Origin of the sequence: Bacillus sp. XT-2, from assembly GCF_025696525.1 — a bacterium.
In the GTDB taxonomy this organism is placed as follows: domain Bacteria; phylum Bacillota; class Bacilli; order Bacillales; family Bacillaceae; genus Bacillus; species Bacillus halotolerans.
Window position 1 is genome coordinate 1 of the sequence record NZ_JAHVOC010000008.1, and the last position, 26972, is coordinate 26972.

Sequence of the window (26972 nt, forward strand, 5' to 3'; positions counted from 1 at the left end):
CTTCATTTTGTTGTCTCAGATAACGGTTCTCTGCCTGCAGTTTCTCTAATTCGGAAGAATACTCCGGACCTTTTCCGTAAGTGTATTGCTTACCAACAGGCTGTTCAAATCGATGTGTATCCCCAGCCTTATGCCATCTAGCCCATGTCTGAACCTGCGTCTTATTCTTGATATTCAATTCCTGCATGATCTCTTTCATAGGCACGCCTGCCAATCTCATTTCTACAGCCTTCTGTTTGACTTCAATTGGATAACTCATTCTTGTTCCCATACAAAAAACACCTCCAAGTCTTATTTCGGATAACAACTATCCGTTTTCAAACTTGAAGGTGTTTTTTATTTGTCTCATCTTATGGGGTCAGTCCCGAATGCAGGGCGCTTTTTTTACGGTACAAATGATAGGCACTGCCAGCGGCAGACTCATGCTGATCGGCGTTTACTGTTTTCCCTCTAAATTTATCTTTTTTTATCATAAAAATGTTATTGATTTTAACCTGAAGCGGTTATAAAATCTAGAGGTCGTCAGAAAATTTAACAAATATAAAGGGAGTCATCAGAATGGCTTGGGAGCTGCTCAGTGTGATCGGCATCATTGCGTTTGCGGTCAGCGGCGCAATTGTTGCAATGGAAGAAGAATATGATATTTTAGGTGTTTATATATTAGGGATTGTCACAGCTTTTGGAGGAGGAGCGATCCGCAATTTGCTCATCGGTGTTCCGGTGTCAGCATTGTGGGAGCAGGGTGCGTACTTTCAAATCGCTCTGATATCCATCACGATCGTTTTCTTGTTTCCGAAGCTGCTGCTGAAGCATTGGAACAAATGGGGAAATTTATCGGATGCGATCGGTCTTGCAGCTTTCGCTATTCAAGGCGCCCTGTACGCCGTCAAAATGGGGCATCCGCTTAGTGCCGTTATCGTGGCTGCGGTGCTGACGGGAAGCGGCGGAGGAATCATCCGAGACCTGCTTGCCGGGCGCAAGCCGCTCGTGCTGAAAACGGAAATCTATGCGGTATGGGCGGCGCTCGGCGGTTTAATCGTCGGCTTGGGCTGGACCGGAAACTCGATCGGTTTATACGCGCTGTTTTTTGTGCTTGTCGTATGCCGCGTTTGTTCTTATATGTTTAATTGGAAGCTGCCAAACCGTTATTTTCGCTTAGATAGCCAGTAAATAAAAGAAACCTCATCCATGTCGGAGAGGTTTTTTTATTGCAGCCAGCTGGATCAAAGTCTTTTCAAATGCTGACCGCGCAGAGCAAAGTTGTTTGAAATTAATAAGTAGCCCAAAATGTATAGCTGATGGTCTTTTTAGTTCCTGTGTTAGTGAATTTGAATCTGTAATTTGTTTTGTAGCTTTTAGAAGCTTGTTTGTAACTTAAATTTGTAGAGCCTTTTTTCTTTGCATAAAAAGTTTTCACATTTTTCCAGCCTTTATTTGTCTTTTGTTGCAGAGTTGCTGTAATTTTCCCGCTGCCTGATCCGTTTGCCGTAATGTTGGCCCAAGTTCCTTGTCCTGGATAATAAATATGAAAAGTTGGCGAGTAAGTATAGTTTTTAAATGAGCCCGAATGGTAATGAGTACTCCATATTTGACCTTTTTTAACCCAATCTTTAGCTTCTGCTTTGTTGTTTACTAGGTCAATAGCCGTAAAACTTGTTACGGCTACGACGAAAGCCAGCAACATCATATATAGCTTTTTCTTCACTGAGTATTTCCTCCTAGCTTATTCTGGTTCTTTCTTCATGTTCATATCATAAACCGTGAGAAATAATGTAACATCGTCCTAATCTCCCAAATTAGAAACTTCATTTTGTTGAAATATGTCGAAATTGGATAAAAAATGACTATTTTACTGCGTCTATAGGTATGATAGCAAGGATGGAAGGCTATTGATTTTAGTTGCTATATGGATGATAATACAGCCAGTTTAGTCACTCTTCACGTGAGATGAACTGATAAACACGGCAACGCTCTGTGTGTTTTTAAAATGAAAAAGATATATTTTCATATGGAAGATTGAATGTTATAAGGAATCGATACTGATGAAAGAGAAGATTCGCAACCTTAAAAAGCACGTACAACAGTGAAATCTTAAAATAAAAAAACCGATTTCCAGTTGAAATCGGTTTTTTTATGCATATAAATAACCCAAACCTTGAACGATATTGGGTGAATGTGCTATTATAAATTGTGTTTTCCTGTTTTTATCATATATTAAATATATATCCAATTCTATTTTACATTATTTCTTCTTCGTTTGTCAACTATTTTCTGGAGGTGCCGTTCATGAATCAGCATGATAAGGAATGGAAAGAAGAGCAGTCAAGAATAGATGATGTACTGCAGGAGCTCGAGAATAAAGAGCGGCTTCTCGAAACGTCCGCGGGCGGATTAAAGCATGATATTATCGGATTACGAAAAAACTTCTGGGAGGATGTCACGGTTAACTTTGATGACGTCCATGAAGCGGTTGAAACGATGGCAAGCATTAAGCAGCAGGCAGAGCTGCTGTCTGATCGGGAACGGAATCACCGGCATATGGATCAGCAGCTCAAACGAATTCATCAATTAAAAGCATCGCCTTATTTCGGCCGGATTGATTTTATTGAAAACGGCGAGAAACAGGCGGAGCAGATCTATATCGGTTTAGCATCCTGTATGGATGAGCAGGAGGAACACTTTCTGATTTATGATTGGAGAGCACCGATATCAAGCCTTTACTATAATTATTCCCCAGGAAAAGCTGAATACGAGGTTCCCGGCGAAACGATAGAAGGGGAAATGGTGCTGAAGCGCCAGTTTATTATTAAAAACGGCGCTCTCAAAGCGATGTTTAATACTGATATGACGATCGGCGATGAAATGCTGCAAGAGGTATTAAGCCATCACTCTGATACACAAATGAAAAACATCGTGTCTACGATTCAGAGAGAACAAAATCAGATTATCCGAAATGAAAAAAGCAAATTTCTGATTGTGCAGGGTGCGGCAGGCAGCGGAAAAACGTCAGCAGCGCTCCAGCGTGTCGCTTATTTGTTATACAGGCACCGCGGTGTAATTGATGCCGGACAAATCGTTTTATTTTCCCCAAACTTTTTGTTTAACAGCTATGTCTCCTCTGTTTTGCCTGAATTAGGCGAAGAAAATATGGAACAGGCGACGTTTCAGGAATATATCGAGCATCGGCTTGGCCGCAAGTTTCAATGTGAAAGCCCCTTTGATCAGCTGGAATATTGCCTGACCAAAACAAAAGATGACAGTTTTCAATCAAGGCTTGCCGGAATCACGTGGAAGGCAGGCTTATCTTTTCAGCAATTTATTGATGAATACGCCAGCAGGCTGTCTTCTGAAGGAATGATCTTTAAAAATATCGTTTTCCGCGGACAAAAACTGATCACAAAGGAACAAGTCCAAGCGTATTTTTACTCGCTTGATCAAAGCCTGTCCATTCCGAACCGGATGGAACAAACGGCAAATTGGCTGCTGAGTGAGCTTAACAAGCTGGAGAAAAAGGAACGGCGAAAGGATTGGGTCGTTCAGGAAGCCGAGCTTCTCGACAAAGAGGAATATTTGGAAGTGTACAAAAAGCTGCAGGCAAAGAAACGGTTTAGTGAGAGTACATTTAACGATCATCAGAGAGAACAGCAGCTGCTTGCCGCCATGATTGTAAAAAAGGCCTTCAGAGCAATTAAACAGGCGGTCAGGCAGCTGGCGTTTCTTGATGTCAAACAGCTGTATCTGCAATTGTTTTCTGACTGGGGAAGCAAAGCTCAAACAGAGGATACTGCGGCAATAGGGGAGCTGACAAGATCGGCATTTGGAGAAAATAAACTGCTCTATGAGGACGCGTCTCCATTTCTATATTTGCAGGATTTGCTAGAAGGCAGAAAGAAAAACACGCAGATCAAACATCTATTTATCGATGAAGCTCAAGATTATTCTCCATTCCAGATGGCGTATATAAGGAGTATTTTTCCGTCTGCCAGCATGACGGTGCTCGGTGATATCAATCAGTCTATTTACGCCCATGCGATAAACGGTGCAGCACGTATGGATGCCGGCTTTGAAAAAGAGCAGGCTGAGTGTGTCCGTTTAAAAAGAACGTACAGATCAACGAGACAAATTGTGGAATTGACAAAAGCGCTGCTGCAGGACGGAGCGGACATTGAGCCTTTTAACAGAGATGGGGAAATGCCCTGCGTGTTAAAAAGCGAGGGTCGCGAGGATCTTTGTCAAAAGCTTATGCGAGAAATTGGGCGACTTAGAAAGAAAGGGCATGAAACCATTGCTGTTATTTGCAAAACGGCGCAGCAGTCAAGACAGGCACACGCTCAAATAAGCGAATATACCGATATTCGGCTGATTCATAAAGAAAACCAAACGTTTCAAAAGGGAGTCTGTGTTATTCCGGTTTATTTAGCGAAGGGAATTGAGTTTGACGCAGTACTTGTCTATGATGCCTCAGAAGAACAATATAGAACAGAGCACGACCGGAGGCTGCTGTACACTGCCTGCACCCGGGCCATGCACGGGCTGACCGTTTCTTCTATCGGTGAACCAAGTCCGTTTGTGAGTGCTGTGCCCCCTCATTTATATAAGAGTGCTGATTGAAAGAGAAGGGTGCCTTCTCTTTTTTCTTCATTTAAATGAGACAAAGGAGTTTTATCATTAATAATCTTAATCGTTATCATCATGTAAATATATTTTACTTGCGGTGTGTCTTCCGGTAAAGTTCAATTAGATACTATTTCGATCAGTTTATACAATTTTGTGAGGTGGATACGTTGCAACTTCAGGTAATGAACAGTCCGTTTAATCAGGAGCAGGCAGAGCTCCTTAACCGCCTTCTGCCAACCTTGACAGAATCTCAGAAAATCTGGCTGAGCGGCTATTTATCAGCGCAATCTGTTTCCGTCCTGGAAACATCGGGGGCGCCGGCTGCTGTGTCTGCGGGTGTAACGGCACCGGCCATTTCAAAAGAAGTCACCGTCCTTTACGGTTCACAGACGGGAAACGCACAAGGGCTTGCAGAGAACGCCGGCAAGCAGCTTGAGGAGCGAGGCTTTCAAGTCACCGTTTCATCCATGAGCGACTTTAAGCCGAACCAGCTCAAGAAAATTAACAATCTTCTGATTGTCGTCAGTACGCATGGCGAAGGTGAGCCGCCTGATAACGCGCTGTCGTTTCACGAATTTTTGCACGGAAGACGGGCGCCTAAGCTTGATGATCTTCGCTTTTCTGTTTTGGCGCTTGGTGACAGTTCATACGAATTCTTCTGTCAGACAGGAAAAGAATTTGATCAGCGCTTAGAAGAGCTTGGCGGGAAACGAATTTCTCCGCGCGTTGACTGTGATTTGGATTATGATGAGCCGGCTGCTGAATGGCTGGAAAGCGTATTTGAGGGCTTAAGTGAAGCCGAGGGCGGAAGCGCCGCGCCTGCGCCGGCCGCAGCACCTCAAACTGGTGAATCTGCGTATTCAAGAACAAATCCTTTCCGGGCGGAAGTGTTAGAAAATTTAAATTTAAACGGCCGCGGATCAAATAAAGAAACACGCCATGTAGAGTTGTCTCTTGAAGGATCAGGCCTTACGTATGAACCTGGTGACAGCCTCGGCGTCTATCCGGAAAATGATCCGGTACTTGTCGATTTGCTGCTTCAGGAAATGAATTGGGACCCCGAAGAAATTGTGACGCTGAATAAGCAAGGCGATGTCCGCCCGCTGAAAGAAGCGCTGATTTCTCATTATGAAATTACTGTTCTCACAAAGCCGCTTCTTGAACAGGCTGCTCATTTGACGGGAAGCGAGGAGCTTAGAGAGCTTTTAGCACCGGGAAATGAGGGTAAAGTGAAAGCGTATATTGAAGGGCGCGATTTGCTTGATCTGATCCGGGATTATGGGCCGTTTAGTGTAACGGCGCAGGAGTTTGTATCCATTCTTCGAAAAATGCCGGCCCGCCTCTATTCAATTGCGAGCAGCTTATCCGCAAACCCGGATGAAGTGCATTTAACGATTGGTGCAGTTCGGTACGACGCGCATGGCCGCGAACGAAAAGGCGTCTGCTCAATTTTATGTGCGGAGCGTCTGCAGCCGGGAGACACACTGCCGGTTTATGTCCAGCATAATCAGAACTTCAAGCTTCCGAAGGATCCTGAAACACCGATTATCATGGTCGGCCCTGGGACAGGCGTTGCGCCGTTCCGTTCCTTTATGCAGGAGCGCGAGGAGACGGGAGCTGAAGGAAAAGCATGGATGTTCTTCGGTGATCAGCATTTTGTCACAGATTTCCTATATCAGACAGAGTGGCAGAATTGGCTGAAAGACGGCGTGCTGACAAAAATGGACGTAGCGTTCTCACGCGATACGGAAGAAAAAGTGTATGTGCAGCACCGCATGCTTGAACAGAGCGCAGAACTGTTTGAATGGCTTCAAGAAGGAGCGGCTGTTTACATTTGCGGAGATGAAAAGCACATGGCACACGATGTCCATAACACACTCTTAGAAATTATAGAAAAAGAAGGCAATATGACCCGTGAAGAAGCGGAAGTTTATCTTGCCGATATGCAGCAGCAAAAACGTTATCAGCGTGATGTATACTGATTTGACCTGAAAGGAGTTTTTCAACATGGTGACCAAAATCTTAAAAGCACCGGACGGCTCTCCAAGTGACGTCGAGCGCATTAAAGAAGAAAGCGATTATTTGCGCGGCACACTAAAAGAAGTGATGCTGGATCGGATCAGTGCGGGAATTCCGGATGATGACAACCGCCTGATGAAACACCACGGCAGTTATTTGCAGGATGACCGCGATCTCCGCAATGAACGCCAAAAACAAAAGCTTGAACCGGCTTATCAGTTCATGCTGCGCGTCCGTATGCCGGGCGGCGTATCGACGCCTGAGCAATGGCTCGTGATGGATGATCTTTCGCAGAAATACGGTAATGGCACCCTAAAGCTGACGACGCGTGAAACGTTCCAAATGCACGGGATTTTAAAATGGAACATGAAAAAAACCATTCAGACGATCCATTCGGCTCTTCTGGATACAATCGCGGCTTGCGGGGACGTAAACCGGAATGTGATGTGCGCATCGAATCCTTACCAGTCTGAAATCCATTCTGAAGTATACGAATGGTCCAAAAAATTAAGTGATGATCTCCTGCCTCGAACAAGAGCGTATCATGAAATTTGGCTTGATGAGGAAAGAGTGGCCGGCACGCCTGACGCAGAAGAAGTCGAGCCGATGTACGGGCCGCTTTACCTGCCGCGGAAATTCAAAATCGGTATTGCGGTTCCGCCGTCAAATGACATTGACGTCTTTTCGCAGGATCTCGGATTCATTGCGATTGTGGAAGATGGCAAGCTCATCGGTTTTAACGTGGCAATCGGCGGCGGTATGGGAATGACGCACGGCGACAAAGCGACATATCCGCAGTTAGCCAAGGTAATTGGATTCTGCCGCCCTGAACAAATGTATGACGTTGCTGAAAAAACAATTACGATTCAGCGTGACTACGGAAACCGTTCCGTCCGTAAAAATGCCCGTTTCAAATACACAGTTGACCGCCTCGGTTTGGAAACAGTGAAAGAGGAATTGGAAAACCGTCTCGGCTGGAGCCTGGAAGAAGCGAAGCCGTACCATTTTGATCATAACGGCGACCGCTACGGATGGGTGGAAGGCATTGAGGGTAAATGGCATTTTACGCTGTTTGTCGAAGGCGGCCGTGTGACGGATTACGAGGATTATAAGCTGATGACAGGCTTGCGTGAAATTGCTAAAGTTCATACAGGCGATTTCCGTCTGACAGCCAATCAGAACTTGATTATCGGTAATGTTCCAAGCGAGAAAAAGGATGAAATCAACGCATTAATCGATCAATACGGGTTAACTGACGGAAAGCATTATACAGCGCTGCGCCGCAGCTCTATGGCGTGTGTTGCTCTTCCGACCTGCGGATTGGCGATGGCTGAAGCAGAACGTTATTTGCCGTCCCTTTTAGATAAAGTGGATGAGATTATTGACGAAAACGGTCTTCGTGATGAGGAAATTACCATTCGCATGACAGGCTGCCCGAACGGCTGCGCCCGCCATGCGCTCGGAGAGATCGGATTTATCGGAAAGGCGCCTGGCAAATATAATATGTATCTAGGCGCTGCGTTTGCCGGCAGCCGCTTAAGCAAAATGTACCGCGAAAATATCGGAGAAGAAGACATTTTGAACGAGCTGCGCGTCCTGCTTTCCCGCTATGCGAAAGAACGCGAGGAAGGTGAGCACTTCGGTGATTTCGTCATTCGCGCCGGTATCATTAAAGCGACAACTGACGGGATGAATTTTCATAATTGAGATGAGAGACAGGGGGATTGCCCTGTCTCTTTTTGATTTTGCTTTGCGGCAAAAAAGTTCACCATGAGCATATCATGAGAAAAAATACCCTAAAAAGGGTACTATAAAAGAAGACTAGTGTGGAGGAGACTCCTGCGGAATCCAGTATTGGATGTAAGGCCATCCTTTATCTTTTGCAAGCCTCAGCCTCTTCGGACAAAAATTTATCAACTCATCATGCAGATACGCAGCAGATTAAGGAGGTTATGCATTTGGACATATTTTTAGTCGTCCTTGTTTTACTGGCTATTATTGCGATTTCTAACATTGTCAATCGGTTTATCCCGTTTATTCCAGTGCCTCTGATTCAGGTGGCGCTTGGGATTATTGCCGCCTCATTTCCACAGGGGCTTCATTTTGAATTAAACACGGAATTGTTTTTCGTCTTGTTTATTGCGCCTCTTCTATTTAATGATGGAAAGAGGACGCCTCGGGCTGAGCTTTGGAATTTAAGAGCTCCCATTTTATTGCTTGCACTTGGCCTTGTATTTGCGACTGTGATTGTAGGAGGATACACGATCCACTGGATGATTCCTGATATTCCGCTGGCAGCGGCCTTTGGGCTGGCAGCCATTCTTTCACCGACTGATGTTGTCGCTGTCAGCGCATTATCAGGAAGGGTGAAGATGCCGAAAGGAATTCTGCGCCTGCTTGAAGGGGAAGGGCTGATGAATGATGCATCAGGTCTGGTCGCCTTTAAATTTGCGATTGCCGCAGCGGTTACCGGGGCATTTTCACTGGCGCAAGCAGCTGTCAGCTTTGTGTTTATTTCTGTTGGCGGCCTTTTGTGCGGGGTTGTCATTTCGTTCTTGATTATCCGCTTTCGTCTATTCCTGCGCCGCCTTGGCATGCAGGATGTCACGATGCACATGCTGATTCAAATTCTGACGCCTTTTGTGATTTATTTGGCAGCGGAGGAAATCGGTGTTTCCGGCATTTTAGCCGTTGTGGCGGGCGGTATTACGCATGCGGTTGAACAGGACCGTCTCGAATCGACGATGGTGAAGCTGCAAATCGTCTCATCGAGTACGTGGAACATTATTTTATTTATTTTGAACGGTCTTGTCTTTGTCATCCTTGGCACACAGATTCCGGATGTCATTTCGGTGATTTTTAACGATACAGCGATCAGTAACATGAAAGTGATCGGCTATATTCTGGTCATTACATTTACGTTAATGCTCCTCAGGTTTCTGTGGGTGCTGTTCTTCTGGAACGGCAAGTGGTTCTTTAATAAAGATCAAACCATTTATAAGCCGGGACTTCGTTCTACATTGTTAATTTCCATTTCAGGTGTGCGGGGAGCGGTTACGCTTGCAGGTTCATTCTCCATCCCATATTTCCTGGAGGATGGCACACCGTTTCCGGAAAGAAATCTGATTCTCTTTTTAGCCGCAGGCGTCATTTTATGCACGCTTGTTATTGCCACCTTCGTGCTTCCGCTTCTGACTGAAAAAGAAGAAGAGGACGAAGAAAAAAATAAGAAGCTGCTGACGGCGAGACGCAAACTGATTAAAACGGCTCTCAAAACGATTAAAGAAGACATGAATGATACAAACAAAACGGCGTCTCTTGCGGTCATTGCCGAATACAATGAGAAAATGAAAAACCTTCGTTTTCAGCAATATACAACGTCAACCCGCATAAAAAAGTATGAACGGAAAGTCCGCGCTCAAGGGATTAAAGCCGAGCAAGAAGAACTGATGAAACTGCTGGAGCGGGGAGACATCCCGGAAGAAACGGCAAATGCTCTGCAAGAACGGTTTAATGAATTGGAAATTTTGTATGCCAACCCGTTTAAAGTCGGTTTATCAAAAACAAGGCTGAAACGTCTGATGTATTGGATTTTCTTCGGAGAACATAAAAAGCCGGAGATGTCGATTTTAAACGAAGAGGGATTAATGAGAGCAACTAGGGTTAAAACGGCTAAAGCTGCAATAGGACATTTGGAAAAGCATATACCGGAAGAACATAAGGAAGTATTTTTATCTGTCATCTCGTTTTATAAACAATTAATTTTCAGATTGGAGCACAGCCATCACGAACATAAATCGAACGCCCATTTTGAAAATCAGAAGCTGGAAGTGAAGCTGAAGGCTGTGCAGGCGATCAGAAATGAGATTCAGACGCTCTTTGAGGAGCGGGAAATTTCCCGGGACATCTCTCATGAGCTTCGCCAATATATTAATGATGTGGAAGCCGCAATGCTAGAAGGCGGCGAATAATTCCAAGAAAAAAAGCTGGCATCGGACGCCAGCTTTTTTCTATAGGTTAGGGGCGATGGAATTCGACAGTGTTGTCGTTTCGGTCGAACCAGCCTCTGAAGGCCCAGTTGATCCAGCCGCCGTCTCCTTTGTTTGTGAAGCTTCCGTCTTCAAATACCCAAATGCCGTACGTAATGCCGTCATAAACGGCCGAGCCGTAAAACTGCACACCATTTAAGTGATCTTCATACTCCTGGCTTAAGTTAAAAACCATGACGTTATATTTTTGGCCGGATGCGTAGAAGGAAGATTCCATGAGATTTTTCACAAAACCGTCCCGGTTCTGGGCTGATTTAATGGCATCTGAGATTTGGTTGGCAATCCCAAGCAAATCAAGGTTGACGTTTAAACCGACTTCTGCGGCAGCTGTTCCGGCTGTTGTTTTCTGTGAGATCTTCGGTGCGGGATTTTCCTCAGCAGAGGCAAGGGACAAAGGGGCAATTGTCAAAGCGGCGCCAAGTGCAAGAGTCATTGGGATACGAATACGTTTCAATTTGTTTCCTCCTCTATGTTTTTGTGGGCTACAGTATTCGCTTACCCTGCTCACTGTCTAAATAATCTTATAATTGATAAAATAGGAAAAAAATAGTGCAAATGCGTATTGTTTACTATGAAATAAAAAACGTCCGTATGAAAAAAGAAGCAAAAAGAGGCTCTTAAGCGTATTATTGGTATCTGCTGAGAGGAATGTGAGATAATATAGACGCTTACATTTCGATGAAAGGGTGGATGTTCAAGTGGCAACAAGTTTAAAAGATACTGTAAAGCTACATAACGGAGTTGAAATGCCTTGGTTCGGTCTTGGTGTTTTTAAAGTAGAAAACGGAAGTGAAGCGACTGAATCGGTTAAAGCTGCGATTAAAAATGGCTACCGCAGCATTGATACAGCGGCTGTCTATAAAAATGAAGAAGGTGTAGGCATCGGCATTAAAGAATCCGGTGTTGCAAGAGAAGAGCTCTTCATTACATCAAAAGTATGGAATGAAGATCAGGGCTACGACACAACGCTTGCTGCCTTTGAAAAAAGCCTGGAAAGACTTCAGCTTGATTATTTAGACTTATATTTAATCCACTGGCCTGGCAAGGATAAGTATAAAGATACATGGCGCGCGCTTGAAAAGCTGTACAAAGACGGCAAAATCCGCGCGATCGGCGTCAGCAACTTTCAAGTTCATCATTTAGAAGAGCTTTTGAAAGATGCTGAAATCAAACCAATGGTGAACCAAGTTGAATTTCACCCTCGTTTGACGCAAAAAGAATTAAGAGACTACTGCAAAAAACAAGGCATCCAGCTGGAAGCATGGTCTCCGCTTATGCAGGGCCAGCTGCTTGATAACGAAGTGCTGACACAGATCGCTGAAAAATATAATAAATCTGTAGCACAAGTGATTTTGCGCTGGGATCTTCAGCATGAAGTTGTAACGATTCCAAAATCGATTAAAGAACACCGTATTATCGAAAACGCTGATATTTTTGATTTCGAATTGTCTCAAGAAGACATGGACAAGATTGATGCGTTAAATCAAGATGAACGTGTCGGTCCAAACCCCGATGAGCTTCTGTTTTAATCAAAAACTCCCCGTCTAAGTACGGGGAGTTTTTTAATGTGTTTTTTTCAGTTGAATCAAAAACAGCATCAGAAAAGAAATGACGATGATACAGACGACCCACGCCCATGCAAGTGCGTTGTTGCCGGAATCCAAAGCGACATAAATGGCTGTCGGCAGCGTTTGGGTAACACCCGGGATATTCCCGGCAAACATTAAGGTGGCGCCGAATTCACCGAGCGCCCGCGCCAGACTGAGAATGCTTCCGGTCAGCAACGATGGATACGCCAGCGGAATGGAGATATGGATAAACACCTTCCATCTGCTTGCGCCGTCTACCATTGCCGCTCCCTCTATATCGGGGTCAATATCGGAAAATCCGGTTTTGGCCGATTGATACATAAGCGGAAAAGCCACGATAGCAGAAGCAATCACAGCAGCCCACCAGGTGAAGATCACGGGCTGATGAAAGATCCATTCGATCGCTTGTCCGATGAAGCTGTGCTTTCCAAACATGACGATCAAAATAAAACCGACAACGGTGGGCGGAAGAACGAGAGGAAGCATAAAAATCGTTTCGAGTGCGGTTTTTCCGAAAAATGATGCTTGTGACATCCATGCCCCTGCCAAAGTTCCGAGAATGATCACCGCGATTCCGGCGACCGCCGCCACTTGAAAAGAAAGCATAACCGGCGTGAAAAATTCTGAAGTGCTGATGTTATTCAGCAGTAAAACCATATTTCTCAAACACTTTCATCGCTTCGTCAGTTTGCAGGTAATCGTAAAATTGCTTCGCTTCCTTATGGTGTTTCGTATCTTTTACAATTCCTAACGGGTAAACGATCGGGCTGTGTGTATCAGCTTTTGTCTCATCGACGATTTTGACTTTCTTAGAGATCAGCGCGTCTGTTTTATAAACGACACCTGCGTCTACATTGCCTGTTTCTACATATGAAAGAACCTGGCGAACGTCTTTTCCGTACACGATCTTATCTTTTACTTTGTCCCATAGAGACAGGTTTGTCAGTGATTCTTTTCCATAAGCTCCTGCCGGTACAGATTCTGGAGTCCCGAGAGCAATTTTTTCTGAATCAGTCAGATTGTCAAAGCCTGTGACTGGTGAATCTCCATCCTTAGGCACAACGAGCACAATTTCATTTCCGACTAAATGAGTGCTGTCTTTTTTAGCGATATCCCCATCATCTACAAGCTTTTGGAATTTGTCCTCAGCGGCTGAGAAGAACAGATCGGCCCCGGCTCCTTGAGAAATTTGCTTTTGCAAGGCACCTGATGAGCCAAAGTTATCTTGGATCGTAATATTGTGATGGGTTTTCTCGTAGTTCTTTTGAATTTCCTCGAGTGCATCCTGGGCACTGGCAGCTGCTGAGACAGTTAAGGTCACTTTTTTCTCTTTGTCACTTGATGATTGGCTGGCAGAGCAGCCTGCTGCAAGCAGAAAAACAGTTAATGCTGCGGTCAGAATGGAATACTTCTTAAACATGATTGCACCCCTTATAATTAGTTATATCTAATTATAACTGATTATGTTTGGGTTATGTGGGTTTTTTTACATTCTCCGAAAAGGTATAATGAAATAGGAGAGTGATGATGATGAATGAAACCTCTTCCTATACGATAGAAGAAGTTGCTGGTCTGCTGAAGGTATCAAAGCTGACCGTTTATGATTTGATTAAAAAAGGCATGATCCCTGCTTACCGTGTCGGAAGGCAGATGCGTGTCGATGAAGCAGATTTAAAGCAATATAAGGCGAACATGAGAATGTCTCAGCCTGTGTCTTCACCCGAAGAGCCGAGAAAGGCACAGGAGCCGATGCCGGAGGGAAGGCGGAATGTCGTCATCAGCGGACAGGATATATCGATGGATCTGCTCAGCAAGCATTTGGAAAATGCCATTCAAGAGACGCCGCTCCGCCAATACAAAGGCAGCTTAAACAGCCTCATTGACATGTACCAAGGCAAATGCGACATTGTCAGCCTGCATCTGTACGATGCGGAAACCGCTCAATATAATACGCCTTATGTGAAACGCATTCTGTCAGGCGAACCGTTTTGTCAGATGAATGTTGTCCTTCGCAAAGCCGGCTTATACGTTCAAAAAGGAAATCCGAAAAACATACAAAGCTGGGATGACCTGAAACGAACCGACATCCGCATCATCAACAGAGAAAAAGGATCGGGCGCAAGAGTGCTGCTTGACGAACAGCTTGGTCTGCTTGGTGTGACACCTTCAGACGTCAAGGGCTACAGTGACATTGTGACTGATCATTATGCTGTTGCCTCCCAAGTCTCGAGCGGACAGGCAGACGCGGGAATCGGGGCGCAGCACGCGGCACATATGGGAAGCGTTGATTTTATCCCGCTCATCGAGGAACAATACGACATTGTCATTTTGAAAAAACACCAGCAGCTGCTTGAAGCTGTAAAGAGCATCTTGAAATCGGAAGAATATAAGGCCAACCTGTCTCATCTTAATGGCTATCAAACGAAGCTGACAGGTAAAGTGATATACGAAACATGAAAAAAATCCCTCGTAGAGGGATTTTTTTATTGACCATAAAAACGCAGAAGGTCTCCATTTAACATTTTATCAGAGAGAGACAGCTCTTCATTTGCTTTTTCTTTATAGGGAGCGCACGCATCTTGATTTTCTAACACTTCTCCTGTTTTTTGGCTATAGCATGTATTTTTCGTATATACATAGTCGTTCGTGATAAAGCTGCCGTTTCTCAGCACGGCAAATGGCGTTCGGTTGTTTGACAGCAAATCATTGCCAAACTGAATATCACCTTTTGTATCAATTCCGAGCAGGTGCATCAGAGTCGGCCTGACGTCAACCTGTCCTCCGGCATCGGAGATTGTTTCCGGGTTTTGATCAGTGATTCCAGGAATATGAATGATAAACGGCACCCGCTGAAGCTGGACGGTGTCATATGGCGTAATTTCACTTTTTCCTAAAAACTCAGCCAGGGCTTTATTATGGGCTTCTGATATGCCGTAATGATCTCCCATAAAGACAATCATCGAGTTTTCGTATAAGCCTTCATCCTTGAGCTTTTTGATAAAATGCTTCAGTGCTTCATCCTCATAGCGAACCGTCGTCACATAGCGGTTTAACAGGTCGCTGCTTGAATCATATTCATCAATCAGCTGATCCTTTTCATCAATTTCAAACGGAAAATGGTTCGTCAATGTGATGAAATTGCTGTAGAACGGCTTCGGCAGGCTTTTCAGTTTCGCAGCTGACTGTTCCAGAAATTCCTTATCCTTTAATCCCCAGCTTGTTGAGGTTTCAGGAGTCACATGGAACTCATCGACATCAAAAAAGCGGTCAATCCCAAACGTTTCATACATCACATCTCTGTTCCAAAATGTTTTATGATTGGCGTGAAAGACGGCTGAATAATAATCATTCTGCTTGAGTGATTTGTACATCGTATGAAATTGATGGTCACTTTTCGTAAAAAAGACGGCGCCGCTTAGGGAAGGGTATAGAGAGTTAGCGACGATAAATTCCGAATCAGACGTTTTGCCTTGCTCTGTTTGCTGATAAAAATGATCAAAGGCATAGCTCTTTTTCATCAGGTCATTCATAAACGGGGTAATTTCTTTTCCGTTTACCTTTTCATTCAGAACAAAGCTTTGAGTCGATTCAAGCGTCACAAAAATCACATTCCGTCCCTTTGCCAGTCCGAACTTGCTTGGATCAGGCTTGCTGTAGTCAGCCTCAGTGTAGTTTTTGATTGTAGAGAGGCTGTCTTCATCGGCAAATGCCTTCGCACTCATATTGACAGTCTGAGAAATGGTATCGTAGATGTGGAACTGAAACAGGCCAATACTTTTGACGAGCACTTCCCGGTCGAAGGAATGTGCCAATAGCTTCGGCTGTTCAATTTCTGCAAGCCCCAGCGTACATATAAGAATCCCGCAGGAAGCGGCATAGTACCGCTTGACCGTACGGGGGTTCGCTTTCGACTCGGGACTCTTCTCTTTTCTGGAGAGCAGCAGAAGAAAAGCCAAATCCGCAAACAGAGCGATGAACAAAGGATTGAACAGTTCTTTTACACTGCTGCCCATATCGCTCATGTTGCTGGCCTGAAACAAAACCGGGATGGTAATAAAATCGATATAAAAGCCGTAAAAAATCGTGTTGGAGATCAAAATGGCAGTCAGAACCAAATTGGCAATCAGCAAAAAGATGCGCTGCTTGCTGCCTTTTAAAAGCAGTCCAATCCCAAATAGAGGGAGTATGAAGCTAAGCGGATTGATCAGCAGAATCAGCTCCTGCAATAGAGAGTCGATCTGCAAATCAAAACCCAGTTTATAGATCACATAAGTTTTGATCCACATGAATAAGATGGATAAACTTAAAAAACGCTGATTGTGAAAAAAGGTTCCTTTCATCAATTTATAACTCCTCACGTTTTCTTGAACATCTGCCATGAAGATGCTTCTTATGTAAAACCTACTAAAAACAGTCTTCTTAGACAAGCTTCAGCACTCGTGTTTAAAACATACGCCCATGGAACAGCATATAAAAATAATAGCATGATGCTATTGTCAGACCGGCCAACACAAGCTGTTCGGAAAAACTGCCTGTCTTCATATACAACGGCAGCCGTATGCGAATGGTTGAAGGGAATAACAATTTGATGCCATTCACTGTCCAGGCATCCAGAACCAAGTGGCTTGCCATTCCGATCATCAGCCCTGCTGATATGTTTTTATCTGGAATATATGTGGCTGTGATAAAAAACATGATGAGCAGAAACAGCAGGCTGTGTGTAAAGGTGCGGTGGCCAAATACGGAACTGACAATTTTCGATAAGATAGGAAATCTTCTTCCGATTTTACTTTGCGTGTGGCAGATGTCGGGAATTAATGCGCCAACCGCGCCGGACGCCGCCATGAGTACTGGGTCAAATCCATAATAATAAGCCGCTGCGGTACAAGAAGCGATGCCTCCCATGATGTGTGTTTTTCCTGTCATTTCCCCGCTTCTCCTTTATCTTTTGCAAAAATCTCTGAATTACAAATATATCAAGAGAATGTATGTTTGAGCAACAGAACTTTGGCCGATAAAAAAATGAGCCGCATAATTTCCTGAGAAAAAGGCATCTTAAAGATGTACCTATTTTCTAAAAGAGGTGATACGAATGGCTTTCTTTAATAAAGATAAAGGTAAACGTTCTGAAAAAGAAAAAAACGTAATCCAAGGAGCTCTTGAGGATGCCGGTTCAGCTCTTAAAGATGATCCGCTTCAAGAAGCTGTGCAAAAAAAGAAAAATAATCGCTAACCGCATGCGGATAGGGCTTGGCTCTATCCGCATTTTCCATCTGTTCCCTTTGACAGATCATTCTTTCTTTGATAACCTTCTGGGAGTAACTGAATAAATAAATCCTCACTCTTTCTCAGTGAGGTAGAGGTTGCGCGGATGATGAGTCACACATGCCAGGCTGACAGGAGCTGTTAAACATGTGTAAAAGGCATCAGCGCCGAAGTGTGGAGAAAGCCGATCCTTCTCTATGCTGGGACTGTATCTGAATAAGTGCAGGACTGCCGCGTGCTTTTTCGCGGAGGGCTATCCGGAGATCAAGGGTGTGTGTTTCTTTAAGCATGGACTTTTGTTCAGGCTTTTTTTGTGTTTACATGATCTCGGGTTCTGGTCCGTACAAAGAATCATTGGAGGTACTGGAATGGAACAGACAAAAAAATGGGGTTTTTGGTTATTAACGGCGTTTGTCGTTGGAAATATGGTTGGATCGGGGATTTTCTCCCTGCCAAGTTCGCTTGCTTCGATTGCAAGTCCGCTTGGCGCTACGTCCGCCTGGCTTTTGACAGGTGCGGGCGTGTTGATGATTGCGCTTGTCTTCGGGCACTTGTCTATTCGCAAGCCTGAGCTGACAGCGGGGCCGCAAAGTTATGCGAGAGCGCTGTTTTCTGATCCAAAAAAAGGGAACGCTGCCGGATTCACAATGGTGTGGGGCTACTGGGTGGCCAGCTGGATCAGTAACGTGGCGATTATCACAAGTCTAGCCGGTTACTTGACTTCGTTTTTCCCAATTTTAGTTGATAAACGTGTACTGTTTGCTGTCGGCAGCCAAGAGGTAACACTCGGCCAATTGCTGACGTTTGCTGTATGTACGATTTTGCTCTGGGGAACGCACACGATTCTTGTTGCAAGCATTAACGGTGCTAGTAAATTAAACTTTATCACAACGTTTTCAAAAGTATTAGGTTTTGTTTTCTTTATCATTGCCGGATTGTTTGTGTTTCAAACGACATTATTCGATCATTTTTATTTTCCGATTCAAGGTGAGAACGGCACAAGCATTGGCATCGGCGGACAGGTTCACAACGCCGCCATTTCTACTCTATGGGCGTTTGTCGGAATTGAATCAGCAGTGATCTTGTCTGGACGCGCGCGTACTCAGCGTGATGTGAAACGTGCGACCATCACAGGTTTGTTGATCGCGTTAAGCATTTACATTATTGTCACATTGATCACAATGGGGGTTCTGCCGCACGATAAGCTTGTCGGATCTGAAAAACCGTTCGTTGATGTGCTGTATGCGATTGTCGGAAACGCAGGAAGCGTGATTATGGCGCTACTGGCGATTCTTTGCTTATTCGGAACGATGCTCGGCTGGATTTTGCTTGGCTCTGAGGTTCCGTACCAAGCTGCTAAAGCAGGAGATTTTCCGGCGGTCTTTGCGAAAACAAATAAAAAAGGAAGCCCGGTTATTTCTTTGATCATTACAAATGTGATGTCACAGGTCTTCATATTCTCTGTTATTTCCCGGACAATAAGTGACGCATTTACGTTTTTAACGACAGCGGCAACCCTTGCGTATTTAATTCCGTATTTAGTGTCTGCGATTTACAGCCTGAAGCTTGTTATAAAAGGCGAAACGTATGATCAGCTGAAAGGTTCCCGGGTAAAAGACGGATTGATCGCGATTTTAGCGTGTGTATACTCATTGTTTGTTATCGTAACAGGCACAGCGGATTTAACGACATTTATTCTCGGTATCGGTTTGTTCTTTGTCGGTCTGGCAATTTATCCGTTTGTGATAAAGAAATTCTCTAAAGAAAAACAAGCATAAAAAAAGACACCTGACAATGCAGTCAGGTGTCTTTTTTATAAAAACGTTATTTCTCCTGTTATAAGTCCCATACACAAAATAGCGGACAGGAACGCTGTCAGTGATAGGACATTCGAATATGCAAAAAACGCTTTTTCCGTTTCTTCAGAAAATGAAACAAAGCCAGCACTTAAATAAAAACGAGAAGCACATGAGAAAAAGGCTTTCCGATATAAAGACCGTTGAAAAAACTTACGGCGATGATGATGCAGCTTAATATGAATTGAGAAAGAAAATATGCGATGTGGTTCAATATGAGTTGCTCCGTCCTGTCGGATTCTTTGCAATATAGAAAAGAGCCGCAGATCAGTGCGGCTCTTTGTTTATTTTGTTAAGCTTTTCGTGATAAACTTCAGCTGTCCTTCTAGTGAAATCGGGTCTGAGAAATAGAAGCCGATCGGGTCAATTTTATAGACATGATCATTTTTGACAGCATCGAGGTTTTTCCAGATGGAACTGTCAAATACGCCGCCATCGTCTCCGCCTGATTGCCATGGACCCGCGAAAATGTAATCTCCGGCGAAGTCAGGGAGCTTTTCTAAAGAAATGCTGGTATACCCTGGGCCTTGGTCAATCGCTTTTTCCTTTGTCAGCTTTGTGGCCTGTAAACCAAGATCTTTGTAGACGATGCTTCCGCCTCTTCCGAAATCTTTACCGAATACATAAATGTCTTTGCCGTTTGTTTGCATAATAGAAACTGTTTTGTCACCAATGACTTTTTGAATTTTTGTTTTGGCTGCCGCGACTTTTTTGTCCCACTCGGCAAGCCACTTCTCCGCTTTATCTTCCGTTCCTGTCATTTTTGCGAATTCTTTAAACTGTTCGATGTTATCGAGTTTATCGTATTTCACCGCAACAGTCGGCGCGATTTTTTCGAGCTTTTTAATATCGGCGCCTTGTGTAGTCCAAACGATGATCAGGTCAGGCTTTAAATCAATCACTTTTTCAACAGAAGTGCCGTCTCCGATATTTGTGACACCGTCGGTTTTACCTTTGTAGTAAGGGTTTTTAAATACATTTTCAGGTGCACCGACGACGTTGATGCCCAGTGTTTTGAAGTCTCCGTAGTAGCCGTCAGCCATGACAACCACCCGTTTAGGATGTTTGGGAATTTTTACATTTCCGTTTTCAGCCTTGTATGTAACGGTTTCTTCGTCTTTTGAATCAGAGGAAGAGCCTTTGCTTTCTGAGTGATTTCCGCAGGCTGCCAGCGCTGCAATCAATAAAAGAGCAAAAAAAGCGGCACCAAGCTTCTTGTATGTATGGGTCATATCTCATACCTTCTTTCCAAATAAATAGATGATAAAGAGAATCATTATCACCTGTGATTATACCATCACAAGTGCCAGTTGACACGATATTTTTGCATTCATATTCTCATTTTTATCAAAACGCTCTATTAAATCAGCGGAAAAAAATGATATACTGAAACAGCAATTGATAATCATTATCATTATCGAAAGGAAGTACGGCTGTTGAGTCACATGAAAAATAAACAGATGATATCAGATGAAGAAATTCAATGGACATCCCGGTCGTTTGGTGCGGTCATTGTGCTTGTTGCGGGGGTATGTTTATTATGCTTCGGCGCGATGCTGTCCATTTCTCTCGGTGCTGCGGATATCCATTTACGGACTGTGTGGGACGCCATCTTTCATTTCCAGCCAAATGAAACCTCACACCAAATTATACACGATCTTCGGCTGCCAAGAACGGCTGCTGCCGCGCTTGTCGGCGCATTGTTAGCCGTGTCTGGGGCGATCATGCAGGGCATGACGAGAAACCCATTGGCGGAGCCTTCTATTATGGGGATAACATCGGGCTCTGCTTTTGCTATTTCGATTGCGTTTGCTTTTTTTCCAGGACTTTCTGCCTTCGGGCTTGTGCTGTGGTCCTTTGCGGGCGCCGGACTGGGGGCATCGACGGTATTGGGCATCGGCATGTTTTCCAGGGGCGGTCTCACGCCTGTAAAGCTTGCTCTTGCCGGAACGGCCGTCAGTTATTTCTTTACGGGCATTTCAACCGCAATTGCGCTCCGTTTTGATGTAGCACAGGATGTCAGCTTTTGGTACGCAGGCGGGGTAGCGGGTGTGAAATGGTCAGGCGTTCAGCTGCTGGTTATTGCAGGAGCTGTCGGTTTGACGTTTGCGTTTATCATTGCCCGGTCTGTGACGGTGTTAAGCCTCGGTGACGATCTGGCGAAGGGGCTTGGGCAGTATACATCAGCGGTGAAACTGGTTGGCATGCTTGTCGTTGTGGTGTTGACGGGAGCTGCTGTTTCCATTGCCGGCACCATCGCGTTTATCGGACTGATCATTCCTCATATCACAAGGTTTTTGGTAGGGATTGATTATCGGTGGATTATTCCTTGCTCGGCGGTGCTTGGCGCTGTTTTGCTTGTTTTTGCTGACATTGCGGCCAGACTCGTGAACGCGCCGTTTGAAACGCCTGTCGGCGCGCTGACCTCTCTCATCGGTGTTCCCTTTTTCTTTTATTTGGCACGTCGTGAAAGGAGAGGGCTGTAATGAAAACGAAAAAACCTCTTGTTGTGATAGCAGTAACTTTTCTGCTGATCATGTTTGTCTTTTTTATCAGTCTGAATCTGGGTGTCATTAAAATTGCCCCATTGCAAACGCTCAAGGTCTTTTTCGGCCAAGGAACGGCGCGGGATGAGCTTGTCTTATTTGAGTTCAGGCTGCCGCGAATAATTTTGTCGCTGCTTGTTGGGGCGGGTATTGCTGTTGCCGGAGCCATTTTGCAAAGCGTGTCTCAAAATGATTTGGCTGAACCGGGTATTCTCGGGATTAACGCCGGGGGTTCGCTTGCTGTTGTGCTCTTTATTTACTTTTTTCAAGGGTCAGCATCAGATCTCGGCTTTTTAGGGACGTTTATGCTGCCGTTCAGCGCTCTGGCAGGCGCGTTCCTCGCCGCGTTTCTCATTTATCTTCTGGCTTGGAAAAAAGGTGTGACTCCGATTCGGCTGATCCTAGTCGGAATCGGTGTAAATGCCGGATTTAATGCCCTTTTGCTTATTTTTCAGCTCAAAATGGACCCGCATGACTTTATGCAGGCTGCAGTTTGGATATCAGGCTCGATATGGGGGGCCAATTGGAACATGATCTGGGCGGTACTCCCCTGGATTGTGATTTTGCTTCCTTTTACTTTATATAAAGCACGCTATCTGAACATTTTACAGCTGGGAGACCAATTAGCGACCGGACTTGGCACTGCTGTTGAAAAGGAAAGACGGATTCTCCTTCTGGCAGCGGTCGCTCTTGCCGCATCCTGTGTGGCAGCTGCAGGAGGCATCGCGTTCCTCGGATTAATCGCACCGCATGTGGCAAGGAGGCTTACCGGTCCCCGCCACCAGACGCTTATACCGGTTTCCGCCTTTATCGGCGCGTTTCTGTTTCTTCTGGCTGATACGCTGGCGAGAAATGTATTGGCACCGTCAGAAATTCCGGTCGGACTTGTCATCTCCGTTTTAGGTGCGCCTTACTTTATTTATTTATTGATGAAATCGAATTGAGGAGGGGACCGAACTTGAATTCATTATCAACGGAACAGCTTGGGATCGGTTATGGCGACAGGCTGATTGTAGAAGATTTAAATATATCCATTCCTAAAGGAAAAATAACAACCTTAATTGGGCCGAATGGCTGCGGAAAGTCAACGATATTAAAAACGATGTCCAGAATTATGCGCTCACATCAAGGTGCCGTTTACTTAAACGGCAATGCGATTCATAAAATGTCTACTAAGGACATTGCGAAGGATATGGCCATTCTGCCGCAGACGCCTGAGGCTCCGAGCGGTTTAACGGTGTACGAATTGGTGTCGTACGGCAGATTTCCGCATCAATCAGGCTTCGGCAGATTAAATGATGAAGACCGCCGCATCATCAAATGGGCACTCGAAGAAACCGGCATGGCGGAATACCATGAGCGTCCGATTGAGGCATTGTCAGGCGGACAGCGTCAGCGCGTGTGGATTGCGATGGCGCTTGCACAAGGGACAGAGCTGCTTTTGCTTGACGAGCCTACAACATATCTCGATCTCGCACATCAGCTCGAAATCCTGCAGCTGCTTGACAGACTGAACAAGGAGCAAGGACGGACGATTTTAATGGTGATTCATGATCTGAATCACGCGGCCCGTTTTTCCCATTATATGATTGCACTCAAAAAAGGCACAGTCATCAAGGAAGGGACCGCACTGGAGGTCATGACGCCGGATATTTTGAAACGGGTATTCCAGATTGATGCCGAAATCGTCACTGATCCTCGTACAAATAAACCAGTATGCTTAACTTATGACCTGATTAAAACTGAAAAACAGCTTGTTTCTGTGTAAGAAAAATCCCGGCATGACGCCGGGATTTTTTATTTTTAACTGTAAAAATATAATTTTTCTTGCTAATTCCAGATTTTGAAGAAAAAGATTGAAAGTCTATTTGAATTAATAGATAATATTGGTTAGAATGTTTCGAAAATATTACGAAGATTACAGAAAGAGGAGATCATTGTGTCCAAGAAGAAAAAATGGCTTATTGCCGGTTCGATATGTGCCGGTGTGCTCGTACTGGCGGGGATCGGCGCCGGCGGTTTTTACTTTTTTACTCACATGAACCAAGTTGCCGTATCATCGGAGCCTTATGCTGAATCGGTCGCAGTGTATATGGGCGGTGAATCTGAATCTGCCCAATCGTTTTCGGGAAAAGTTGAGCCAGAGAAACAGCAAAAAGTATACATAGATTCAGAGAAAGGAAGCATTAAAAAAACGTACGTCAAAGAAGGCGATAAGGTTAAAAAAGGCGATAAGCTTTTCGAGTACGAGGGCGAGGATCATTCTGACGAAATTGAGCAAAGCAATTTACAAACCGAAATGACAAACCTTCAAATCAGCCGCTTGCAAAAATCAATAGCAGAAACTGAGAAGAAGCTAAAGACAGCCGGAAAAGACGAGAAAGCACAGCTTCAAGACGAGCTTGACCAGGCCAATTTTGATTTAAAGACAAGCCAGCTTGAACTGAAGCAGCACCAAAAAGAACTGGCTGCACTTACGAAAAACAAAGGTTCAAATGTGATCACAAGCAAGCATGACGGTATCGTTCAAAGCGTCAATCAGGATATTGCGGACGGCGCAACGGGTGATCAGGCAGCAGGCCCGTATATCCAAATCGTTTCAACGGGCAAATACCTTGTGAAAAGCCAAATCAACGAGCTGTTAATGGACACGATTAAAAAAGGCAGCAAAGTCAGAGTTACGCTGAAAACAGGCGGTGAAGGCGAGTGGAAAGGCAAGATTACTTCAATCGGCAAGCTTCCTGCTGGAACAGGCGAGGGGGAAGAGTCAGAAAGTTATGCTGAAGAGGAAATGAATCCCCAATCCTCTAACTATCCTTTCACTGTTTTATTGGACAGCCATAAGGGCCTTGAAGTCGGCTATCATGTCAATATTGAAGTCATGAGTGACGAAGCAGATGCGAATACCATTAAGCTGCCGTCCGACATGATTATCCAGGATGATGGCGAACCATACGTTTGGAAGACGGATGAGGAGCAGAAAGCGGTTAAACAGCCTGTTGAAATCGGGGAGACAGACGAAAGTGACATGGTCGAAATCAAAAGCGGCCTGACACCGGAAGATTATGTGATCTATCCTGATCCCGCGGTCAAGGAAGGAAAGCAGGTTACAGTCAATGCTGACACTGAATAATATTTCTAAATCGTACAAGCTGGGCAAAGAAGAGGTGCCGATCTTAAAGCATATTAATCTCACCGTCAAAGCTGGTGAATTTCTGGCCATTATGGGGCCGTCCGGTTCAGGGAAGTCTACGTTAATGAATATTATAGGCTGTTTGGACAGGCCGACCTCCGGAACCTATATGCTGGACCAAATGGATGTATTAAAAGGGAAAGACGGTGCTTTGGCTGACATTCGCAACGAATCGATCGGGTTTGTGTTTCAAACCTTTCATTTGCTGCCGCGCCTTACCGCACTGCAAAATGTCGAGCTGCCGATGATTTACAATAAGGTAAAGAAAAAAGAAAGAAGGCAAAGAGCCTATGAAGCTCTTGAAAAGGTTGGTTTGAAAGATAGGATCTCTTACAAGCCGCCAAAGCTGTCCGGCGGACAAAAGCAGCGGGTGGCGATTGCCAGAGCCCTTGTCAATCAGCCTCGGTTTATTCTGGCAGATGAACCGACCGGGGCGCTTGATACAAAATCAAGTGAACAAATTTTGTCGCTGTTTTCACAATTGCATCAGGAAGGCACAACGATCATTATGATTACCCATGACCCGGACGTCGCCAGAAAAGCCGACAGAACCGTGTTTATCAGAGACGGAGAATTAGTGTTAGACGAGAGAGGGATTAGCCATGCTTGAACATATTCGGATCTCCTTTCAATCTATTTTTTCACATAAGCTGAGGTCGATTCTTACGATGCTTGGTGTCATTATCGGTATAGCGGCGATCATTGCGATCGTCTCTATGCTGAAAGGCCAAAGCGAGCAATTAAAGCAAAGCATGATCGGCATGGGAAATAACGCGATTAATGTTGTGTACCAGCCAACAGGCGGGGAGGAGGAAGGCGGTTATCAGGAGGTTTCTTACACGTCCGCACCCCCTGTATCTGAAGAGACCATTAAGGCAATAAAATCAGACCCGGTTGTAAAAGGATTATCTTTATATTACTTGTCCGAAGGCGCCACCGTTTTTCACTTAACGAACGTTTCTTATCCTCAAGTGTACGGAGTGGATGCTGATTATTTCAATATGTTCCCGATCAGCATCACTGAGGGGAGAAAGCTGGCGGAAAAAGAATTAAACAGCACACACCAAGTGGTTATGATCAATGAGGCCGCAAGAGATGAGCTGTTTCCTGACGGTGACGCTCTGCACAAAAACATTGAGATGAATGGTGTGCCGTTCCGGGTTGCCGGTGTTTTTAATGAAAAGAAACAGGAAGAAAGCATGTTTGATGGCGAATATGCGAATCCGGTTTTATATGTGCCGAAAAAAGTGTGGCCGCTTATTGAAGGATTTGACGCGCCGACACAGATTGCGGTGCAGGCAGACTCTTCTGAGCATATCCAAGAAGCCGGTGTAATGGCCGCGGACCTTCTAAATCAAGGACTGTCAGATGCTGATTTGGAAAAAGCGGAGTACAGCGTGATGGATCTTCAGGAGGTCGCTCAGGAAGTGGAGTCATTTAACCAGTCATTTGCTCTGCTGCTTGGCGGAATTGCCAGCATCTCACTTTTGGTCGGAGGCATCGGTGTCATGAACATTATGCTTGTTTCAGTGACGGAGCGAACGCGGGAAATCGGAATTAAGAAGGCGCTCGGTGCCAAGCGGCGCGTGATTTTATTTCAATTTTTAACAGAGGCCGTCGTGCTGACAAGTATTGGCGGAATTCTCGGTGTGCTGGCGGGCTTTGGCATCGCTAAACTTATCACGGTGATCTTTCCGATGCCTTTTATCATCTCCGTTCCGGCAGTTATCGGAGCACTCATTTTCTCAATGGCAGTCGGCATTATTTTCGGCTTGCTGCCGTCCATTAAGGCATCGAAGCTTCAGCCTGTTGACGCACTTCGATATGAATAAAAAGAA

Annotated in this window: 23 protein-coding genes, 1 pseudogene and 1 riboswitch; of the genes and pseudogenes, 16 read left to right on the forward strand and 8 right to left on the reverse strand. The window is 44.8% G+C overall.

Going from position 1 to position 26972, the window contains the following annotated elements; all coding sequences use genetic code 11:
* A pseudogene (locus KXD37_RS18425) lies at positions 1-271 on the reverse strand (IS3 family transposase); the annotation flags it as partial.
* A 287-nt stretch (positions 272-558) separates the two neighbouring features.
* On the opposite strand from KXD37_RS18425, the gene KXD37_RS18430 reads away from it, so the two are divergent.
* Entirely contained in the window at positions 559-1170 is a 612-nt protein-coding gene (locus KXD37_RS18430; protein ID WP_101859953.1) for a trimeric intracellular cation channel family protein, read from the forward strand.
* Between the two features lie 100 nt (positions 1171-1270).
* On the opposite strand, the gene KXD37_RS18435 is transcribed toward KXD37_RS18430, so the two are convergent.
* Positions 1271-1705: a hypothetical protein gene (locus KXD37_RS18435; protein ID WP_024122837.1), complete on the reverse strand. Its 435-nt coding sequence runs from the start codon at positions 1703-1705 to the stop codon at positions 1271-1273.
* Positions 1706-2286: 581 nt separating this feature from the next.
* Here KXD37_RS18435 and helD point away from each other — a divergent pair.
* The 4 genes from helD (at position 2287) to KXD37_RS18455 (ending at position 10607) form a co-directional block, all read left to right on the forward strand.
* Positions 2287-4611 carry an RNA polymerase recycling motor HelD gene (helD, locus tag KXD37_RS18440; RefSeq protein WP_106019554.1) on the forward strand — a complete coding sequence of 775 codons (2325 nt, stop codon included), beginning with the start codon at positions 2287-2289 and terminating at the stop codon, positions 4609-4611.
* Between the two features lie 173 nt (positions 4612-4784).
* Positions 4785-6599: an assimilatory sulfite reductase (NADPH) flavoprotein subunit gene (locus KXD37_RS18445; RefSeq protein WP_101859955.1), complete on the forward strand. Its 1815-nt coding sequence runs from the start codon at positions 4785-4787 to the stop codon at positions 6597-6599.
* 25 nt (positions 6600-6624) lie between these two features.
* Positions 6625-8343 carry an assimilatory sulfite reductase (NADPH) hemoprotein subunit gene (gene cysI / locus KXD37_RS18450; RefSeq protein WP_254517877.1) on the forward strand — a complete coding sequence of 573 codons (1719 nt, stop codon included), beginning with the start codon at positions 6625-6627 and terminating at the stop codon, positions 8341-8343.
* 251 nt (positions 8344-8594) lie between these two features.
* Positions 8595-10607 (forward strand): Na+/H+ antiporter, encoded by a 2013-nt coding sequence (locus KXD37_RS18455; RefSeq protein WP_024122834.1) that lies wholly within the window; start codon positions 8595-8597, stop codon positions 10605-10607.
* Between the two features lie 46 nt (positions 10608-10653).
* On the opposite strand, the gene yvgO is transcribed toward KXD37_RS18455, so the two are convergent.
* A complete protein-coding gene (gene yvgO, locus KXD37_RS18460; protein ID WP_024122833.1) occupies positions 10654-11139 on the reverse strand; it encodes a stress response protein YvgO in 486 nt (161 codons plus the stop codon).
* Positions 11140-11383: 244 nt separating this feature from the next.
* Here yvgO and pgoN point away from each other — a divergent pair, with 244 nt between their 5' ends.
* Positions 11384-12214, forward strand: a complete 831-nt coding sequence (gene pgoN / locus KXD37_RS18465; protein ID WP_044159103.1) for a glyoxal/methylglyoxal reductase — start codon at positions 11384-11386, stop codon at positions 12212-12214.
* Positions 12215-12247: 33 nt separating this feature from the next.
* On the opposite strand, the gene modB is transcribed toward pgoN, so the two are convergent.
* Positions 12248-12940: a molybdate ABC transporter permease subunit gene (modB, locus tag KXD37_RS18470; protein WP_255001990.1), complete on the reverse strand. Its 693-nt coding sequence runs from the start codon at positions 12938-12940 to the stop codon at positions 12248-12250.
* Positions 12912-13694 (reverse strand): molybdate ABC transporter substrate-binding protein, encoded by a 783-nt coding sequence (gene modA / locus KXD37_RS18475; RefSeq protein WP_255001988.1) that lies wholly within the window; start codon positions 13692-13694, stop codon positions 12912-12914. Before modA ends, modB begins: the two co-directional genes overlap by 29 nt.
* A gap of 110 nt (positions 13695-13804) precedes the next feature.
* Between modA and KXD37_RS18480 the strand changes: the two genes are divergently transcribed.
* Positions 13805-14731 carry a substrate-binding domain-containing protein gene (locus KXD37_RS18480; RefSeq protein ID WP_255002630.1) on the forward strand — a complete coding sequence of 309 codons (927 nt, stop codon included), beginning with the start codon at positions 13805-13807 and terminating at the stop codon, positions 14729-14731.
* Between the two features lie 26 nt (positions 14732-14757).
* On the opposite strand, the gene KXD37_RS18485 is transcribed toward KXD37_RS18480, so the two are convergent.
* Positions 14758-16614, reverse strand: a complete 1857-nt coding sequence (locus KXD37_RS18485) for an LTA synthase family protein (protein WP_151174505.1) — start codon at positions 16612-16614, stop codon at positions 14758-14760.
* 103 nt (positions 16615-16717) lie between these two features.
* Positions 16718-17200, reverse strand: a complete 483-nt coding sequence (locus tag KXD37_RS18490) for a metal-dependent hydrolase (protein WP_024122827.1) — start codon at positions 17198-17200, stop codon at positions 16718-16720.
* 166 nt (positions 17201-17366) lie between these two features.
* Here KXD37_RS18490 and sspJ point away from each other — a divergent pair, with 166 nt between their 5' ends.
* The 3 genes from sspJ (at position 17367) to KXD37_RS18505 (ending at position 19573) form a co-directional block, all read left to right on the forward strand.
* Complete coding sequence (sspJ, locus tag KXD37_RS18495; RefSeq protein WP_010331863.1) at positions 17367-17507, forward strand: small acid-soluble spore protein SspJ; 141 nt, start codon at positions 17367-17369, stop codon at positions 17505-17507.
* Positions 17508-17623: 116 nt separating this feature from the next.
* A riboswitch (Lysine riboswitch) is annotated at positions 17624-17803 on the forward strand.
* Between the two features lie 104 nt (positions 17804-17907).
* Positions 17908-19317, forward strand: a complete 1410-nt coding sequence (locus KXD37_RS18500) for an amino acid permease (protein WP_024122826.1) — start codon at positions 17908-17910, stop codon at positions 19315-19317.
* A 118-nt stretch (positions 19318-19435) separates the two neighbouring features.
* Positions 19436-19573 (forward strand): hypothetical protein, encoded by a 138-nt coding sequence (locus tag KXD37_RS18505; protein WP_263463680.1) that lies wholly within the window; start codon positions 19436-19438, stop codon positions 19571-19573.
* A gap of 106 nt (positions 19574-19679) precedes the next feature.
* Here the strand turns inward: KXD37_RS18505 and KXD37_RS18510 are convergent, their stop codons facing one another.
* Positions 19680-20627 (reverse strand): iron-hydroxamate ABC transporter substrate-binding protein, encoded by a 948-nt coding sequence (locus tag KXD37_RS18510; RefSeq protein ID WP_024122824.1) that lies wholly within the window; start codon positions 20625-20627, stop codon positions 19680-19682.
* Positions 20628-20840: 213 nt separating this feature from the next.
* Here KXD37_RS18510 and KXD37_RS18515 point away from each other — a divergent pair, with 213 nt between their 5' ends.
* The 6 genes from KXD37_RS18515 (at position 20841) to KXD37_RS18540 (ending at position 26966) form a co-directional block, all read left to right on the forward strand.
* Positions 20841-21881, forward strand: coding sequence for a FecCD family ABC transporter permease (locus tag KXD37_RS18515; protein ID WP_395939722.1), 1041 nt, complete (start codon positions 20841-20843; stop codon positions 21879-21881).
* Positions 21881-22885: a FecCD family ABC transporter permease gene (locus KXD37_RS18520; RefSeq protein ID WP_106019549.1), complete on the forward strand. Its 1005-nt coding sequence runs from the start codon at positions 21881-21883 to the stop codon at positions 22883-22885. The genes KXD37_RS18515 and KXD37_RS18520 overlap by 1 nt, the downstream gene beginning before the upstream one ends.
* Before the next feature lie 14 nt (positions 22886-22899).
* The gene (locus KXD37_RS18525) at positions 22900-23709 is read left to right on the forward strand and encodes an ABC transporter ATP-binding protein (protein ID WP_024122821.1); all 810 of its coding nucleotides are present in this window, start codon (positions 22900-22902) and stop codon (positions 23707-23709) included.
* Between the two features lie 171 nt (positions 23710-23880).
* A complete protein-coding gene (locus KXD37_RS18530) occupies positions 23881-25074 on the forward strand; it encodes an efflux RND transporter periplasmic adaptor subunit (protein WP_024122820.1) in 1194 nt (397 codons plus the stop codon).
* On the forward strand, positions 25058-25744 hold the full coding sequence (locus KXD37_RS18535; protein WP_024122819.1) for an ABC transporter ATP-binding protein: 687 nt from the start codon (positions 25058-25060) through the stop codon (positions 25742-25744). The genes KXD37_RS18530 and KXD37_RS18535 overlap by 17 nt, the downstream gene beginning before the upstream one ends.
* Positions 25737-26966 (forward strand): ABC transporter permease, encoded by a 1230-nt coding sequence (locus KXD37_RS18540; RefSeq protein ID WP_263463681.1) that lies wholly within the window; start codon positions 25737-25739, stop codon positions 26964-26966. The genes KXD37_RS18535 and KXD37_RS18540 overlap by 8 nt, the downstream gene beginning before the upstream one ends.
* Positions 26967-26972 lie beyond the last annotated feature (6 nt).

What these genes read in the sequence shown, in the direction of transcription:
- KXD37_RS18430 (WP_101859953.1), top strand. Translation starts at nt 559, where the DNA reads ATGGCTTGGGAGCTGCTCAGTGTGATCGGCATCATTGCGTTTGCGGTC.
- helD (WP_106019554.1), top strand. Translation starts at nt 2,287, where the DNA reads ATGAATCAGCATGATAAGGAATGGAAAGAAGAGCAGTCAAGAATAGAT.
- cysI (WP_254517877.1), top strand. Translation starts at nt 6,625, where the DNA reads ATGGTGACCAAAATCTTAAAAGCACCGGACGGCTCTCCAAGTGACGTC.
- modA (WP_255001988.1), bottom strand. Translation starts at nt 13,694, where the DNA reads ATGTTTAAGAAGTATTCCATTCTGACCGCAGCATTAACTGTTTTTCTG.
- KXD37_RS18480 (WP_255002630.1), top strand. Translation starts at nt 13,805, where the DNA reads ATGAATGAAACCTCTTCCTATACGATAGAAGAAGTTGCTGGTCTGCTG.
- KXD37_RS18485 (WP_151174505.1), bottom strand. Translation starts at nt 16,614, where the DNA reads ATGAAAGGAACCTTTTTTCACAATCAGCGTTTTTTAAGTTTATCCATC.
- KXD37_RS18490 (WP_024122827.1), bottom strand. Translation starts at nt 17,200, where the DNA reads ATGACAGGAAAAACACACATCATGGGAGGCATCGCTTCTTGTACCGCA.
- sspJ (WP_010331863.1), top strand. Translation starts at nt 17,367, where the DNA reads ATGGCTTTCTTTAATAAAGATAAAGGTAAACGTTCTGAAAAAGAAAAA.
- KXD37_RS18500 (WP_024122826.1), top strand. Translation starts at nt 17,908, where the DNA reads ATGGAACAGACAAAAAAATGGGGTTTTTGGTTATTAACGGCGTTTGTC.
- KXD37_RS18505 (WP_263463680.1), top strand. Translation starts at nt 19,436, where the DNA reads ATGCAAAAAACGCTTTTTCCGTTTCTTCAGAAAATGAAACAAAGCCAG.
- KXD37_RS18510 (WP_024122824.1), bottom strand. Translation starts at nt 20,627, where the DNA reads ATGACCCATACATACAAGAAGCTTGGTGCCGCTTTTTTTGCTCTTTTA.
- KXD37_RS18515 (WP_395939722.1), top strand. Translation starts at nt 20,841, where the DNA reads ATGAAAAATAAACAGATGATATCAGATGAAGAAATTCAATGGACATCC.
- KXD37_RS18520 (WP_106019549.1), top strand. Translation starts at nt 21,881, where the DNA reads ATGAAAACGAAAAAACCTCTTGTTGTGATAGCAGTAACTTTTCTGCTG.
- KXD37_RS18535 (WP_024122819.1), top strand. Translation starts at nt 25,058, where the DNA reads ATGCTGACACTGAATAATATTTCTAAATCGTACAAGCTGGGCAAAGAA.
- KXD37_RS18540 (WP_263463681.1), top strand. Translation starts at nt 25,737, where the DNA reads ATGCTTGAACATATTCGGATCTCCTTTCAATCTATTTTTTCACATAAG.